This is a genomic window from Antarcticibacterium arcticum (genome assembly GCF_007993795.1).
Taxonomy (GTDB): Bacteria; Bacteroidota; Bacteroidia; order Flavobacteriales; family Flavobacteriaceae; genus Gillisia; species Gillisia arctica.
Window position 1 is genome coordinate 2,357,512 of sequence record NZ_CP042476.1, and the last position, 17,787, is coordinate 2,375,298.

The window sequence follows — 17,787 nt, forward strand, 5'->3', positions numbered from 1 at the left end:
TTTGGTCACAAAAAAATTGATATTTCTAAAATATATTCTAAATGGATTTTAAACTTACAGAAGAACATATCATGATTCGCGATGCAGCCAGAGATTTTGCAAAAAGCGAATTATTACCGGGAGTGATTGAAAGAGATGAAAAGCAGGAATTTCCTGCAGAACAGGTGAAGAAGATGGGCGAACTTGGATTCCTGGGAATGATGGCGTCTCCTGAATATGGCGGTGGCGGTATGGATACCGTAGCATATGTTCTTGCAATGGAAGAGATCTCCAAGATAGACGCCTCTGCCTCTGTAGTTATGTCTGTAAACAATTCTCTTGTTTGCTGGGGGCTGGACACTTTTGCAAATGAGGCTCAAAAAGAAAAGTATTTAGCAAAACTTACCACAGGTGAGAAGCTGGGCGCTTTTTGTCTTTCCGAACCTGAGGCGGGCAGTGATGCTACTTCACAAAAAACCACTGCAATAGACCACGGCGACCATTACATCCTAAACGGGACCAAAAACTGGATCACTAATGGAAAGTCCGCCGATTATTACCTTGTGATCGCTCAAACCGACCGCGAGAAAAGACATAAAGGGATCAATGCCTTTATAGTGGAAAAAGGCTGGCCTGGTTTTGAGATTGGAGTAAAAGAAAATAAACTGGGTATTCGCGGAAGCGACACCCATTCCCTGATCTTTAATGACGTGAAAGTTCCTAAAGAAAACAGAATTGGTGAGGATGGATTCGGATTTAAATTTGCGATGAAAACCCTTTCCGGCGGAAGAATTGGAATTGCAGCCCAGGCTTTGGGAATAGCTGCCGGTGCTTATGAACTTGCATTGGAATATTCCAAAGTGAGAAAAGCATTTGGTACCGAGATTTGTAACCACCAGGCAATTGCCTTTAAGCTTGCCGATATGCACACCTCTATTGAAGCTGCAAGGCATTTGGTAATGAAGGCTGCGTGGGATAAAGACAACGGCAACAATTATGATCTTTCAGGTGCTATGGCCAAATTATATGCCTCAAAGGTGGCCATGGATGTAGCTGTGGAAGCAGTACAGGTTCACGGCGGAAATGGATACGTAAAAGAATACCACGTTGAAAGATTGATGCGAGACGCCAAGATCACCCAGATCTATGAAGGAACCTCAGAGATACAAAAGATCGTAATCTCCCGAAGCATCCTGAATAAATAAAACATTGATGGCGCCCATTCGTAATTGGTGCCAGAAATTTTATAAAAGCGAAAAGCAGCCCCTGAAGGCTGCTTTTCTTTTTAACACTGGTTATTAAAAACTATTTATCTGAAACTATTTTCTTGGTAAATACATCCCTGTCTGTAGTAACCTTAATTACATACACCTGGCTGGGCAATGTTCTGAAGTTAATACTTAGATTAGTTACTTTTCCTTTAGAAGCATTCGCCTCTTTTTGAGTACTCAATAACCTACCCTGCATATCATACATTTGGATTACAGCATTAGACACATAATCAAAGTCATATTGAACATTCAAGGATTCCCTGAATGGTACAGGAGAAACATTGAAACCATTCACTTCCACACTTTGTTCATTGGTATCTCCAGATACCGGTTCACTTGCCGCACCATTAATACAGTCCTCAGAAGGCTCAGTAGTTGCAGGTGTGCCATCCAATGGGCATCCTGCCTGGTTCAACATATCAAGGTAACTACCGGCTTCACCGGCGTTTCCAAAATTAGCCACCACATAATCAATCACATCACCGGGTGTTGCAAGTTCATAGTTTACATCCTCAGTGCAAGCATTGAGAAGAGCAGCTACAGACTGACGTCCAAGGTTGTAAACTCCGCCACCTGTAAGGTTTAAAACTTCCAGCAATGTTAGATCTGCCAGTTCAGCAGGTGCATCCATGAAGATCTCACCATATATATCACAAGTAAGGTACACATCACACCATCTGTCTGTATGAGTTTTCCAGTAACCAAGGGTACAGCCTTCAAAATCGTCACAGGTAATTACAGTAACAGTAATTGTAGCAACGCTGTAGCATTCGGAATCTGAGGTGTTTTCACTTCTTACAAAATAATCGTGAGAACCTAATCCCGGGCTTACTATAGTACTCATTAATTCATTCATACCGTCCTCAGCATCTTCCAGAGTTGAGTGATAGGAAAGTGTTCCTCCATCAGCATCAGTTACATAATTAGCCAGATTTACAGATTCCCCAAGGCAAATAGGCTCAGGATTCGAAGTTGTAACATCGGGATTATCGTAAACCGTTACGGTAAAGGATTCAACAGAGAAACAATCTTCATTAGTTTCGTTTTCAGAGCGTACCCAGAATGTTTTCGGACTTTCAGCAATACTCACACTAACAGCTGTAGGATCTGCTATGGCGTTGTCTTCATTATTTGCGTCCAGTTCAGACTCATAGAAACTTAGATCTCCACCACCATCATCAGTAACCGCATCATTAAGATCAAAGGTTTGAGCTCCTGTTGTCCCTTCCTCACAGTCATCAAGATCTGTAACTACAAGATCAGGATTATCAGTGACGGTTATATCAAAGGATTCAATGGTATAACAAGTGGGGTCGTCAGTATTTTCACTACGCACCCAGTAGGTAGCACCTGCAACAGGCACGGAAACATCCATTGCTTCCATTTCAGTTAACGCATTGGTCTCATTGATAGCATCGTCCTCTGTTGGATAGAAGGTGATGTTTCCATCAGGAGTAGTGACAGCATCATTAAGGTCAAAACTTTGGAAACCGGTTTCCCCCTCTTCACAATCTGAGAGATCTTTTACTACAAGATCAGGATTATCGTAAACGGTTACGGTAAAGGACTTAATGGTATGACAGTCTTCGTCTCCATCATCGTCATTATCAAGACGCGCCCAAAAAGTTTCAGGACTATCTGTAAGTAAAACTGTAACATCAGTTGGATCACTAATAGCATTTTGAGGAACTATTGCATCGGCTTCAAGAAGATAAAAACTCAAAGTACCCGGGTCATCATTACTTATAGCATCATTAAGATCGAAAGAAGCCCCTCCGGTTTCTCCATCTTCACATGAATCAAGGTTGGTTACATCAAAATCAGGAATATCATAAATTGTTACGGTAACCTCTGCTCTGGGACCTTCACAACCATTTACTGTACAACTTACCCAGAACGAAGTAGTTTCAGAAATTTCTCCTGGATCATATGATGCTCCTGTATAAAGCAATTCCCCGTCAAATTCCACATCATACCATTTAACAGTTCCTTCACACTCTGTTGCATCAAGGGTTCCTTCCCATGGGCCACAGTTCTCAACACTTCCAATAACTGGTGAATCTGGAGTAAGATCCAAATTTAGTTGGATTGGTCCTATAGGGAAATCTTTTAATTCCGATTGGCCTGAACTTCCGGATGTACGTGTGCGAACAAATAATGTACTAATATTAAAACAAGGATTTCCAGGACCAAAAAGAGCCGTGATATTTACGGCACCTTCGGCCCATTGATTAATAGAGTATTGATAATATCCCTCAAATTCACCGGAAGCTAAAGGATCCTGATTATAAATTGAATAAGGCACAACAGTGGCTACTGTATTATTAGAAATATAAATGGATTTATCGGGGAATCCGGTATAAACAACATAAGAGGAACCATTCCAACGTCTAATAACGGCTGTAGCTTGGCCACCCCCTTGTGTAAACTCAATAGTAACTAAAATATCACCTATTGTACGCCCACCATCAGGACCTGCAGATTCAAAACTTCCAGATGTGGTTCCAATTTTAGTTAAGGTATTCTGTAAGATCTCGAAATCAATATAACTACTTCCATTTGTAACCTCCCTATCGGCGGCGAAAATCATCCAAAGATCACCAGGATTACCGTCTAACTCCGGATCTCCCCAAGTGAAATGCGCCAGGGCACTTTGAATCTCATTTTTATTAGGAGATGAACCCGGACCCCAAGTATATGTGTTAGGATTATCATTAATCTTATTCGTACTAGTAAAGATTGTAGGGTCATTATTTGTTATATCATCTCTAAAAAGAAATGTATTTGGATGAACAAATAAATCTGGATTAGTCACATCCGTAAACACACCGTTCCCCAATGGCACAGGTGGGTTCTGAAAATAATCGGCTCGAAATAAGCCTCCGGGATATGCAGTGTTATCATTTGTCCCCCTTTCAAAAAACAAATCTCCACCATCAAGATCACCAGAGACAGGTAAATTTACATAGGCATTTCCATCAACCGCAAAACCCCCTAAAGGAGTTTGAACAGGTGCAACACCGCGAATATTTTGAGCCGTTGTTTGAAGCGGCGCCAGAATTAATAAAATTATACCTAAAATCGCAAATATAGTATTTGAAATTCCAGGCTTCTTAATTTCGAATAGTGCACCCCCCAGGTACATACGGGTTCCCTTTTCCCCCGTGATTGTAAAACTTTTCATAATTTATTTAATTAATGGTTAGTACTCAAGCCGTGCTTTAGGCCAAACAAAGTAGACGGGAGCGTCTGGTTTAAAAAATTAAAAAAGTTGAAAACAGTTATTAAAACTTTATTTAAAAAAGGGGGAATTCAACAAATTCCATTGCAGGGAAGGAATAGGTAAAAAAGAACTTTATATCCCGACTTATAGGGAAGTCGTTCAAAAATAATGGGGAAGAATCCACCGTTTGGCGGAAGTCAATTAAAAACAGAGATCATATCTTACAGCAGTTGGGTTGCCTGGATGAACCTTTTTCCCTTAATGACTACTTCAAAATAACATAAATTATCAAGACGATAACAGTAGGGAAATTACCCGCTTTTCACATTTCCCTAACTTTTTTTCATAAAATTCACAACAAGATGTGATTGAGTAATTATAATATTCAACATATTTAACGGGCATTTCCGGAATGCTCCACAGATTGGTCATTAATAAAAAATATAATACAATTCGTTTGGAGAAATCCGTTTGGGAATTATTATTAACAAAAAAACCCTTCATCGATATGATGAAGGGTTTTCAAAAACAAGTCTTCCGGCAGGCAGGCCCGCCCGAACGTACCTTAGGATACGGGTGCGAGTAAGCTAAAGGTTGGTAGGGATTAGTTATACAAATAAGAAAAGCACCAATCTCCCGAGAGGTGCTTTTGAAAATGGTATAAAACAAAAAAGACCTTTACTTTTCAGTAAAGGTCTTTCAAAAACAAGGCGACGACATACTCTCCCACAATACAGCAGTACCATCTGCGCTAACGGGCTTAACTTCTCTGTTCGGAATGGGAAGAGGTGAGCCCCGTTGCTATAGCCACCTTAAATTATTAGTGATTAGTGATTGGGGAGTAGTGATTAGGTTAAAACTATTCACTATTTACTATTTACTATTCACTTCACGCCTTAGCGTGATAATAAGATTAACATATAAGGAAATAAACAATAGAAAAGAATAACGAAGATAATTAAAATGCGTTTTAGGTAGGTTTTCCTGTCCCGACCTTACGGCCGGGACGGGTGCACTAAGCTTTACGGATTATTAGTACCACTCGGCTATGACATTACTGCCTTTACACCTATGGCCTATCAACGTGGTAGTCTTCCACGATCCTTTAAAGAAATCTCATCTTGTGGTGGGTTTCGCGCTTATATGCTTTCAGCGCTTATCCCTTCCCGACGTAGCTACCCAGCAATGCTCCTGGCGGAACAACTGGTGCACCAGAGGTCAGTCCAACTCGGTCCTCTCGTACTAGAGTCAGATCCACTCAAATTTCTAACGCCCACTGTAGATAGAGACCGAACTGTCTCACGACGTTCTGAACCCAGCTCGCGTGCCACTTTAATGGGCGAACAGCCCAACCCTTGGGACCTTCTCCAGCCCCAGGATGTGACGAGCCGACATCGAGGTGCCAAACCCCCCGTCGATGTGAGCTCTTGGGGGAGATCAGCCTGTTATCCCCGGCGTACCTTTTATCCTTTGAGCGATGGCCCTTCCATACGGAACCACCGGATCACTATGCTCTACTTTCGTACCTGATCGACCTGTATGTCTCTCAGTCAAGCTCCCTTTTGCCATTGCACTCTACGCACGGTTACCAAGCGTGCTGAGGGAACCTTTAGAAGCCTCCGTTACTCTTTTGGAGGCGACCACCCCAGTCAAACTACCCACCAAGCATTGTCCCCCATTTTCAGGGGTTAGGCTTCAAACAAGTAAAGGGTGGTATTTCAACAATGACTCCACAACGCCTGGCGACGCCGCTTCAAAGTCTCCCACCTATCCTACACATCACTTGTCCAAAGTCAATACTAAGCTATAGTAAAGGTGCACGGGGTCTTTTCGTCCCACAGCGGGTAATCGGCATCTTCACCGATACTACAATTTCACCGAGCTCATGGCTGAGACAGTGTCCAGATCGTTGCACCATTCGTGCAGGTCGGAACTTACCCGACAAGGAATTTCGCTACCTTAGGACCGTTATAGTTACGGCCGCCGTTTACTGGGGCTTCAATTCAATGCTTCGCCGAAGCTAACATCTCCTCTTAACCTTCCAGCACCGGGCAGGTGTCAGGCCCTATACATCATCTTTCGATTTAGCAGAGCCCTGTGTTTTTGATAAACAGTCGCCTGGACCTCTTCACTGCGGCCCATCCGAAGATGGGCGACCCTTCTCCCGAAGTTACGGGTCTATTTTGCCTAGTTCCTTAGCCATGAATCTCTCGAGCACCTTAGAATTCTCATCCCAACTACCTGTGTCGGTTTGCGGTACGGGCTGCCACCACTCGCTTTTCTTGGAAGTCGATTTGCTAGATTATCACGCCAGCCGAAGCCTTTGTGTACTATCAGAGTGTTACCACATCCTTCAACGTACTATTCCGTCAGTACGCACTAACTTTTCGCCTCCGTCACTTTTATCGCGGGGCAGGTACAGAAATATTAATCTGTTGTCCATCGACTAACCCTTTCGGGGTCGCCTTAGGTCCCGACTAACCCTCAGCTGATTAGCATAGCTGAGGAAACCTTAGTCTTTCGGTGTGCGGGTTTCTCGCCCGCATTATCGTTACTTATGCCTACATTTTCTTTTGTAATTAGTCCAGCAAGCCTTACAGCTCACCTTCAACCCCATTACAATGCTCCCCTACCACTCCATATCTAAATATGAAATCCATAGCTTCGGTAGTATATTTATGCCCGATTATTATCCATGCCGAACCGCTCGACTAGTGAGCTGTTACGCACTCTTTAAATGAATGGCTGCTTCCAAGCCAACATCCTAGCTGTCTGGGCAGTTCAACCGCGTTTTTTCAACTTAATATACATTTGGGGACCTTAGCTGATGGTCTGGGTTCTTTCCCTCTCGGACATGGACCTTAGCACCCATGCCCTCACTGATAATAAACATTTTATAGCATTCGGAGTTTGTCAGGAATTGGTAGGCGGTGAAGCCCCCGCATCCAATCAGTAGCTCTACCTCTATAAAACTATAATTATCGCTGCACCTAAATGCATTTCGGGGAGTACGAGCTATTTCCGAGTTTGATTGGCCTTTCACCCCTACCCTCAGGTCATCCCAAGACTTTTCAACGTCAACGGGTTCGGTCCTCCACTATGTGTTACCACAGCTTCAACCTGCCCAAGGGTAGATCACACGGTTTCGCGTCTACCACTACCAACTATAGCGCCCTATTAAGACTCGCTTTCGCTACGGCTCCACATCTTAAATGCTTAACCTTGCTGGCAACGGTAACTCGTAGGCTCATTATGCAAAAGGCACGCCGTCACCCCACTAAAGGGCTCCGACCGCTTGTAAGCGTATGGTTTCAGGATCTATTTCACTCCGTTATTCACGGTTCTTTTCACCTTTCCCTCACGGTACTGGTTCACTATCGGTCTCTCAGGAGTATTTAGCCTTAGCGGATGGTCCCGCTTAATTCATACAGGGTTTCTCGTGCCCCGCACTACTCAGGATACTGCTATGGTTTATGATCTTTACTTATACGGGACTATCACCCTCTATGGTCACTCTTTCCAAAGTGTTCTAATTCATTACACAACCAATATCGCAGTCCTATAACCCCTGCATTGCCGTAACAATACAGGTTTGGGCTAATGCGCGTTCGCTCGCCACTACTTGCGCAATCACTGTTGTTTTCTTCTCCTCCGGGTACTTAGATGTTTCAGTTCCCCGGGTTCGCCTTCCTTACGGAATACTATATCTTCAATATAGTGGGTTGCCCCATTCGGATATCTGCGGATCAAACTGTATGTGCCAGTCCCCGCAGCTTTTCGCAGCTTATCACGTCCTTCTTCGCCTCTGAGAGCCTAGGCATTCCCCATACGCCCTTATTTAGCTTATGTGCTTTTACCTAATTTGCTCTGATACTAAAAACAGCCGTGCAGCTTGTTCTTAGTATCAATTTTAATTATTTCATATCCTTTGCAGTTGCCTGCAAAGAACGTATTCTCTCGTATTCTTTATTTCCCAATATGTCAATGAACGTTTTACAATTAGCAATTAACAGTTACCAATTAACAATTTTCATTGTTTATTGATCATTGTTTATTGATCATTGTCTTGTGGAGAATATCGGAGTCGAACCGATGACCTCCTGCGTGCAAGGCAGGCGCTCTAGCCAGCTGAGCTAATCCCCCATTTCAGTTGTCAGTTATCAGTTAACAGTTATCAGTTAATTGATGACCTTTATGTCAACCTGGGATTCCCAACTTCTAAAATTTCCTTTAATATTTTAATGAACGTACAGCAAAGACTTTTACCTCTTTAACTATTTTCCTTTTTAACTTCGCAAGCTCTCGCTTGCGTCGTAGTCTCAGGCAGACTCGAACTGCCGACCTCTACATTATCAGTGTAGCGCTCTAACCAGCTGAGCTATGAGACTGCAAATAGTAGTGAGTAGTTAGTAATGAGTAGTTAGATAAACATCCCCATACTCAATTCCCAATACTCAGTACTCAATACTTTATAAAATAATATATCGAAATTGACAGCTAAATTAAGACCAAAAGAATCCTTTCAAGAAACCTTTGTTTGATAATTGCGCTTTGCCCTTTAATAAGGCAATAGCTCTAGAAAGGAGGTGTTCCAGCCGCACCTTCCGGTACGGCTACCTTGTTACGACTTAGCCCCAGTTACCAGTTTTACCCTAGGCGGCTCCTTGCGGTGACCGACTTCAGGTACCCCCAGCTTCCATGGCTTGACGGGCGGTGTGTACAAGGCCCGGGAACGTATTCACCGCATCATGGCTGATATGCGATTACTAGCGATTCCAGCTTCACGGAGTCGAGTTGCAGACTCCGATCCGAACTGAGATAGGGTTTGTAGATTCGCTCCTGGTCACCCAGTGGCTGCTCTCTGTCCCTACCATTGTAGCACGTGTGTGGCCCAGGACGTAAGGGCCGTGATGATTTGACGTCATCCCCACCTTCCTCACGGTTTGCACCGGCAGTCTGGTTAGAGTTCCCGACATTACTCGCTGGCAACTAACCACAGGGGTTGCGCTCGTTATAGGACTTAACCTGACACCTCACGGCACGAGCTGACGACAACCATGCAGCACCTTGTAATCTGTCCGAAGAAAAAAGTGTTTCCACTCCTGTCAGACTACATTTAAGCCCTGGTAAGGTTCCTCGCGTATCATCGAATTAAACCACATGCTCCACCGCTTGTGCGGGCCCCCGTCAATTCCTTTGAGTTTCATTCTTGCGAACGTACTCCCCAGGTGGGTTACTTATCACTTTCGCTTAGCCACTCAGCCTTACGGCCGAACAGCTAGTAACCATCGTTTACGGCGTAGACTACCAGGGTATCTAATCCTGTTCGCTACCTACGCTTTCGTCCATCAGCGTCAGTATTTTATTAGTGATCTGCCTTCGCAATCGGTATTCCATGTAATATCTAAGCATTTCACCGCTACACTACATATTCTAACCACTTCATAAACACTCAAGAACAACAGTATCAATGGCAATTCTATGGTTGAGCCACAGACTTTCACCGCTGACTTATTATCCCGCCTACGGACCCTTTAAACCCAATGATTCCGGATAACGCTTGGATCCTCCGTATTACCGCGGCTGCTGGCACGGAGTTAGCCGATCCTTATTCCTACAGTACCGTCAAGCTCCCTCACGAGGGAGTGTTTCTTCCTGTATAAAAGCAGTTTACAACCCATAGGGCCGTCTTCCTGCACGCGGCATGGCTGGATCAGGCTCTCGCCCATTGTCCAATATTCCTCACTGCTGCCTCCCGTAGGAGTCTGGTCCGTGTCTCAGTACCAGTGTGGGGGATCTCCCTCTCAGGACCCCTATCTATCGTAGCCATGGTAAGCCGTTACCTTACCATCTAGCTAATAGAACGCATACTCATCTTATAGCCATAAATGTTTAATCATAAAACAATGCTGTTCTATAATACTATGGGGTATTAATCCAAATTTCTCTGGGCTATCCCCCTCTATAAGGTAGATTGTATACGCGTTACGCACCCGTGCGCCGGTCGCCACCAGATTGCAAGCAATCTTGTGCTGCCCCTCGACTTGCATGTGTTAAGCCTGCCGCTAGCGTTCATCCTGAGCCAGGATCAAACTCTTCATCGTTAATCTTTAAATAAATTTACAATTACCAAGGGTTCTTTCTATCTCCTATATATTTACACATATAAAAGACACTCAAAATGACTTTTCTAGTCTTAATTTAATTTCTTTGCTCTACTACCTAAGTAGTAAAACGCGCTGTCAATTCAATATATCAAAGAACGTTGTGTCGCACCGCGACCCTAGTTAAAATAAAAGGACTCGAACCTCTTCTACTTATCTACCCACCCGGGATCTTATTTCAGTACCATTTAATGAACTTTCGCTCGTTTTGTAAGCGGCTGCAAATATACAACCCTTTTTCTTTACCAACCAAACTTTTTTTTAAAGTTTTTTTTATTTTTTCTGAAGAAAAAAGAAGTAAGAAATTCAACTTAAAAAAGAACGATGCTTTGCTCTCAAAGCGGGTGCAAATATACAGCGCTTAATTTCTTTCTACCAAATAAAATTTTAAGTTTTTTTTAAATAAAATTCGGGCTAACCTTAAGCTGTTGAAACTGCATTGCTTAAGGGAAATTTAAAACGTAGTAATTTCAAATTTATTTGATCCTCGATATAGAAAAATTCCAAAAAAGTGGCTGTTTGTTCTCTTATACCCAGGAACCAAGGGTAAACCACAGGATATAAAAAATTGTAGGAAAAGAACTGGATCAGGTTAAAAATCTAAAATAGCGTGGATAAAAAATTATAAAAAGAAATTCCACACCAATCCAAACCTTACTAGAAAATCGCGGTGCGGATAGCCGGGAGCTGAAAAATTATTATTGCCGGTAATAAGAGAATTGAGATGTTCCAGTTTAAAATAGATTCGCGTCTGGCGTATCTTTCCATTAAAAAAGAAATCTACAACAGGGTAATTCCCAAATTCAGCATCATTCTGCACATAAAATTCGGCAAGAACAGGATCATATCCATTCATTTTATAAGAGGTGAAATACTTAAGTGTAAAACCTGTTTGCAGGTATAATGCTCTTTGAAACAAATGGTCACGATAATAAAGGGAGTTCCTGGTGATAAATTCAGGCACATTAAAAACCTCGCCCCCTTTAGCAACCTTTTGATACATTAGGGTATTATCCAGGGAGAATTTTCCATAATGAAATTCGCGCTGGGCCTTTAGCTTAAGATAATTAAGTGCGCCTCCATACTGAAAAGGTTTCACGCCCCCATCTTCAGTATGAGCAAAATAAGCGTAATTATTAATATTGGTAATTGCGGCCTTAACATTAACAAGCCGGGGAGAGACCAGCGAAGCAGTAAGTACCCTGGTGCCCTGATTTGCAAAATCATTTTGCCAGTTATAATTTAAATAGTCACTTTGATGCAACAGAAAATTGAAATTCGGCGCTCTTTCATTACTGTTTATTTCAACATTCAAAAGGTTATTTGAATTGAGGGCGTACGTAATACCCCCTGTGAAATAATGCCCGGAGAATTCCCCGGCCAGGTTCACCATCGCATCTCCATAGACCTTTAAGGGGCCAAAATTGTTGGAATAATCTCCCCCTACAGAATAGTTATCTCCCCTCAACCTGTTTGTGACCACGTCATTCCCAAAAAAGATAAGGGAATTGTATCCATAATTATAATAGGAGTGACCTACTTTTCCTGCAAGCCTTCCCAGGGAAGTATTGGTAAACGCTACTCCTGCCCGGTTATTAATATGACGTAATTTTTCTTCATCATTTAAATTGGAACTGCGCAGAGATTCACCAAATTCCGGAAAGGGAGCATCCTGCCGGAAAATAAATTTTTTATCGCTAAAATCAATTATATGGAACAAAGAAACCCTACTGATCTTCCCGGGTAACAGGTAAAATTCCTGATCCAGGTAAAATCGCTTCCCATAGAGGATACTCTCGGCATTTTCAAAATTCACTTCCAGCAATGACCTGTCCTCAAATTCTTCCTCTTTATTTATATACTGTCCCAGTGCAACTTCGTCCAGCCCTCCGTTCTCCCGATTTAATAGATCCTGGGACACAAAGTGCGTTTTAAAGCGATAGCGGTTATTTAGGGTATTGTAGCTCAAAGTTGCCCTGAAATTTCCCGTACTGGTAAGGGAATTTTGAAATTTACCCAAAGACCTGAGCCCTTTATATGCAATAGAAAAATTTAATCTTGGGGATGTGTTTACAGTAAAAAAAGCATCCAGGGCCTGGCCTTGTTCCGGCACAGTTTTAAAGAAAAGCTCGGTAAGCGGGGTAGGCACCTCATAGTAGTTAATGTCCCCTACTTCCATGAAATTAAAATGCCTTGCCCTTGCCCCTAACTGGGGGAGAAGGCTTTCATCTTTAAATTCATGTGCCAGGGAATTATAGGTTTGCCCCACATTGGCAAAAGGCAGCAACTCAAAATTATCTTTTCTCAAATAATTGAAGCGGTAATCCTTTTGGATGCTTAATGTAGTATCTACATAGGTTGTATCTCCTTTTACAGAGATTATTTTATAGGCCGTGACAGGTGGTTTTTGAAGAGAATCCTTTTGAGCAGGAAGGTCTCTGCCCTGAACCCTTCCAGTTGGTTGCTGAGCTCTAATGCTGAAGGTAAAGAATAGTAAAAATGCAAGGCTTAATATTTCTCTCATACTTCCGGATGGACTTGTACAAAAATAGGATAATATTATTAAGAAGCGGAAAAGCTTTAAAACAAAAAAGGCTGTCCTAACAGACAGCCTTTTCCTTTATAAAATTATTGTTACTTATAATTAGTAACCGGCATTTTGATTGATATTCGCATTCACACCAACTTCTGAAGTTGGAATTGGCATTGCAAAATTATAAGCGCCATAAGCTACTCCATTATGCAATTGGATAATATCTACACTTTTAACATCCATTCCTGTACGAGCCAGGTCATGAAATCTAAAGCCTTCAAAAGCAAGTTCTTTTCTTCTTTCAAGAAGTACATTTGCAATAGTCGCTTCAGTATAAAGTGATGCTCCTCTGTTTGCTGGAATTAAGTTTAACCAGGTTAAAGCATCTGCTCCACCAGTTCTAATTAAAGCTTCAGCATAGATCAATATGATCTCCTCATAACGGATAACAGGGATGTTATCTTCAAATGGGGCAGTTCTTGGATATTTACCAACGTTTCTTAATGTACCGTTAGCACTTTCACCTATAACCGTTGTTGGCAGAACACCTGCAGTTGGGTCATAAGGGGTAGCACCTCTTACATCACCATCTTCATATATAGCAGCAAGGTTTGGAAGAGCTACAACATCACCATAAGACCCTACCTGGTAAATATTGGCTAAACCATTAATTCCAGGGTTATCTGTAGGAGTGTTTGCGATTTCAAAAATTGAATTTGCAGAACCTCGGCTTCTAAAGTTACTTAAGAAAGAACCTTCACTTGCAACACTAAAAACACCAGAATCAATCACAGTTTTCGCAGCAGTTAAAGCACGGGCGTGATCTCCAAAATAGTTAGCAATTCTAGCTTCAATGGCATAAGCTGCATGAGTGGTTATGAATTCCTTACTTGGATTATTTAGACTTGCAGACATTAAGCTTTGAGCCATTGCAAGATCTGCATAGGCTAAATCTCTTACTTCCTGCACCGTATTTCTTGAAGGAAATAAGTTGTCATTATCTCTAAAAGCAGTTACATAAGGAACACCCACTGCACTAAGATTTAAAGTGCTACCACCAACATTTTGCTGACCATAAAACTTTACCAGGTCAAAATGTGCAAGAGCTCTTAAAGCATAGGCCTGACCTTTCACATGGTTAATTCTGGCTTCATCTCCTGCAATTCCTTCAGCTCCAATTATAATGTTGGCTGAGGCAATCACACCATAGATCTGTGACCATAAAGTACTGGCAATAGCAGACTGGGCATTAAGATCCATTTGAGCTTCAACAACAAAACGGTTGGAGTTTGCATTGGAAGTAGTGTTATCAGAAAAAATCTCTCCAAGAATTATAATGTCTCTTCCGTAATAACTGGATGCCGACATACGCTCCATCGCACCAATTAAAAGGGCATCAAGGTCGTTTAAAGAGTTAATACTTGTCTCAATACTCTTAGATTGTGCCAATGTTGGCTCAAGATCGTCTTCAGAGCAAGAGGTAAAAGTACCTATACTCAGGACGAATAGTAATAAATATTTAATTGTTCTTTTCATTATTTAAAATTTTACGTTGATACCTAAAGTATAAGTTTCTACCGGAGGCGTTGTTAATGTTGTATAACCAATAGCTTGAGTTTCCGGATCTAACAATAATCCATCATCCTTCACCCAGGTAGCAAGATTCGTGCCTCGTAATGTTAAAGTCAAACCGGAAATACCAATTGACTGGGCAAATGTTGAAGGCAAATTATAACCAACAGCAACATTTCTAAGCCTTACAAAATCTCCGTCGTATAAGTGACGTGTTGAAGTATTAAAGAAGTTATCATTTCTGGCGTAGTTTACAGCAGGAACGTTTGTAACATCTCCCGGCTGTTGCCATCTGTCCATTAACTCTGCAGCACCGTTGTAAGTACCTAATGTAAAGTTATTGGTTCTTAAGTAAAACTGTGCAAATTGCTCATAGATCTTGTGACCACCCTGGAAATAAACATCAGCTTCAGCAAAGAATCCTCTAAATTGAAGTCTTGTTCCTAAACCTCCAGAGTAAGTTGGTAATGCACCAACACCCTGCTCAACTCTTTCAGCTGCATTGTAGTTGGAAGTAACTTCTCCATCTCTACCATTTACAAACCATGTTGGAAGACCAGTTTGAGTATCAACTCCTGCCCATGTTCTCATGAACCAGGTTCCTGCTGGCAAACCTACTCTTGTGGTTTTGTAAACACTTCCTGCCAAAGGATCGATATCATTTCCATCTGCTCCTACGGCTAAAACAGTTACCTCGTTATCTACTGTAGCAACGTTACCTGAAATATTCCAGGAGAAATCTGTAGTTCTTACCACATCAAAAGCAAGTTCTGCTTCAATACCTTTATTAGTCATTTCTCCTAAGTTCTGATCCTGATTTGCGAAACCTGTTGTTCTAGATAAAGGAACACTTTGTAAAAGGTCATACGTTCTTCTGTTATAATAAGCAAAAGATCCTGTTAACCTGTTTTCAAATACACCGAATGTAAAACCAACATCAAAGGTTTCACCCTTTTCCCAAGTAAGATCAGCATTTCCAAATTGTGTTGGAGTAGCTCCACCATTATTTGAATAATCTGCACCATATCCTAACAATGCCTGGTATGCATTTAATCCTACCGCGTTGTTACCGGTGACACCATAAGAAGCTCTAAGACGTAAAGTGTTGAAAACTGAACCTCTCATAAAATCTTCTCTGTGAACATTCCAGGCTGTACCTACAGATCCAAATGTACCAAATCTGTTACCCGGTCCAAATCTTGAAGAACCTTCTCTTCTTATTGTTGCATCAAGCACGTATTTACCTGCGAAATTATAGTTTAAAAGTCCTAGGTAAGATACATTATACCAATCTGTAAAAGATGAGAATGCATCAAACTCTGCACTGGCAGAAGCGATATTTGTCAAACCATCTGCAGGGAAATTATTACCGTAACCAAATAAATATTGGTTTTGATTTTTTTGGTATTCAAAAAGACCTGTTACATCAAAGTTGTGATCCTGTCCTACTTTGAAATTATAATTAAGACCACCCTGGTATACAAGGTTTAAAGCTTTATTATCACTTGCAGCAATAGATCCATTTACAAATCTTGAATCACCTTCATACCTGTTCTGGTAGTTTTTATAATCTGTTACCTGCCAGTCAAGACTGAAAGTATTTCTGAATGTAAGGTTTTCAAAAAACTCCCAATCAAAACGGGTGTTGGAAAGCGCACGAGTTAACATGTTTCTCGCAATGTTATTCTCGGTTACATATAAAGTATTATGTAAAGAACCGAATTGTAAACCACCTCTTCTTGGGTTTCCTTCTTCATCAAAAGGATTGTTGAAAGGATTCATCAAATACCTTGTAATAAATGGATTTGAAAAGAAAGAACCTTGTTCCAAAATAGGGTTTTGAATAGTATTAGATACATTCAAAGATGTAGAGAAATTCATATTCTCTCTCATCTTTCTGCTGAAGTTAAAAGCTCCGTTCAATCTTTCAAAAGCTGCACCAATTACAGTAGCTTCGGTTTTGTTATAACCTACTGAAGCGTAGAATGAACTAAGTTCATCACCACCGGTTGCAGAGAAAGTATAGTTTTGTAATAAGGCATCCTCATTTTTAATTAAGCCAGACCAGTCATAATCAGTCCCGTCATAGTTTTGAGTTCCCTGAGGTAATACCCCAAACTGTACTGCAAGAGGAATAGCATTTTCAGGAGTAAAACCAAAATTCCCTGAAGTTCCATTAGCACCGTAAGAATTAACCAATGCTTCACCCAACAATTCAAGTCTTTGAGCACCAGTTAAAACATCTCTTTTATTATAAGCATCATTTTGGATACCTACCTGAGAAGTGAAATTAAATTGAGTATCGCCAGATCTACCTCTTTTAGTAGTTACAACGATTACCCCGTTAGATCCACGCGCACCATAAGCAGCGGTTGCAGAAGCATCTTTTAAAACAGTAATACTTGCGATATCCTGACTGTTAATTGCAGCCAAAGGATTTAACGAACTCACGTTTGCGCTTCCCGCCTGGTTTGAATTTGTTACAGGAACACCATCAATTACATATAATGGCTCATTTCCTGCAGTAAGCGAAGATTGACCACGAATACGGATATCCTGGGCAGAACCCGGAGTACCCGAAGAGGTTGTTACCTGTAAACCGGCAACTTTACCTTGTAAAGCCTGATCTACTGATACCATTGGAGCTTCAGCAATATCCTCTCCACCAATTTGAACAGAAGAACCTGTAACTTCTTCAACACCTCTGGTGCTGTATCCAAGTACGATCACTTCGTCCAGTTGAGCTGCATCTTCCGTTAGGGATACATTGATCACAGACTGAGCACCTACAGTTACATTTTGAGTAACATAACCTACGAAACTAAATACCAAAACCTGACCCTGGGTCGCGTTCACGGTATATTTTCCATCAAAATCTGTAGTAGCACCAGTATTGGTACCTCTCACAATTACGTTTACACCCGGCAAGGGCATTCCGTCAGCATCGGTTACCGCCCCGGTAACCTGCAAGTTTTGCGCAAAAGTTAATTGCACGGCCAACACTAATAAAAGTGTTAGAATTCCATTTAATCTTTTTTTCATTAT

At 41.6% G+C, this 17,787-nt stretch carries 5 protein-coding genes, 2 tRNA genes and 3 rRNA genes; 1 reads left to right on the top strand and 9 read right to left on the bottom strand.

The features are described 5' to 3' along the window. The first annotated feature begins 41 nt into the window (after positions 1 to 41). Complete coding sequence (locus FK178_RS10650) at positions 42 to 1,184, top strand: acyl-CoA dehydrogenase (RefSeq protein ID WP_146834699.1); 1,143 nt, start codon at positions 42 to 44, stop codon at positions 1,182 to 1,184. 100 nt (positions 1,185 to 1,284) lie between these two features. Here FK178_RS10650 and FK178_RS10655 read toward each other — a convergent pair whose 3' ends face one another. The 9 genes from FK178_RS10655 to FK178_RS10695 all read right to left on the bottom strand — a co-directional run bounded on the left by FK178_RS10655 (position 1,285) and on the right by FK178_RS10695 (position 17,784). Next, on the bottom strand, positions 1,285 to 4,434 hold the full coding sequence (locus FK178_RS10655) for an Ig-like domain-containing protein (protein ID WP_146834702.1): 3,150 nt from the start codon (positions 4,432 to 4,434) through the stop codon (positions 1,285 to 1,287). 744 nt (positions 4,435 to 5,178) lie between these two features. After that, positions 5,179 to 5,288, bottom strand: a 5S ribosomal RNA gene (rrf, locus tag FK178_RS10660). A gap of 196 nt (positions 5,289 to 5,484) precedes the next feature. Beyond that, a 23S ribosomal RNA gene (locus tag FK178_RS10665) occupies positions 5,485 to 8,323 on the bottom strand. Between the two features lie 219 nt (positions 8,324 to 8,542). Continuing rightward, a tRNA-Ala gene (locus tag FK178_RS10670) sits at positions 8,543 to 8,616 on the bottom strand. Between the two features lie 171 nt (positions 8,617 to 8,787). Continuing rightward, positions 8,788 to 8,861 (bottom strand) — tRNA-Ile (locus FK178_RS10675). Positions 8,862 to 9,052: 191 nt separating this feature from the next. Further along, positions 9,053 to 10,577: ribosomal RNA gene (locus FK178_RS10680) — 16S ribosomal RNA — on the bottom strand. Together the 16S, 23S and 5S rRNA genes with 2 tRNA genes alongside form the textbook arrangement of a ribosomal RNA operon. A 682-nt stretch (positions 10,578 to 11,259) precedes the next feature. Continuing rightward, positions 11,260 to 13,161: a putative porin gene (locus FK178_RS10685; protein ID WP_146834705.1), complete on the bottom strand. Its 1,902-nt coding sequence runs from the start codon at positions 13,159 to 13,161 to the stop codon at positions 11,260 to 11,262. A 120-nt stretch (positions 13,162 to 13,281) separates the two neighbouring features. Then, positions 13,282 to 14,706, bottom strand: a complete 1,425-nt coding sequence (locus FK178_RS10690; RefSeq protein WP_146834708.1) for a RagB/SusD family nutrient uptake outer membrane protein — start codon at positions 14,704 to 14,706, stop codon at positions 13,282 to 13,284. A gap of 3 nt (positions 14,707 to 14,709) precedes the next feature. Beyond that, the gene (locus FK178_RS10695) at positions 14,710 to 17,784 is read right to left on the bottom strand and encodes a SusC/RagA family TonB-linked outer membrane protein (protein ID WP_146834710.1); all 3,075 of its coding nucleotides are present in this window, start codon (positions 17,782 to 17,784) and stop codon (positions 14,710 to 14,712) included. Positions 17,785 to 17,787 lie beyond the last annotated feature (3 nt).

Bases quoted from the DNA above. Each gene is read 5' to 3' on its own strand.
- FK178_RS10650 (WP_146834699.1), top strand. From the start codon at position 42: ATGGATTTTAAACTTACAGAAGAACATATCATGATTCGCGATGCAGCC.
- FK178_RS10655 (WP_146834702.1), bottom strand. From the start codon at position 4,434: ATGAAAAGTTTTACAATCACGGGGGAAAAGGGAACCCGTATGTACCTG.
- FK178_RS10685 (WP_146834705.1), bottom strand. From the start codon at position 13,161: ATGAGAGAAATATTAAGCCTTGCATTTTTACTATTCTTTACCTTCAGC.
- FK178_RS10690 (WP_146834708.1), bottom strand. From the start codon at position 14,706: ATGAAAAGAACAATTAAATATTTATTACTATTCGTCCTGAGTATAGGT.
- FK178_RS10695 (WP_146834710.1), bottom strand. From the start codon at position 17,784: ATGAAAAAAAGATTAAATGGAATTCTAACACTTTTATTAGTGTTGGCC.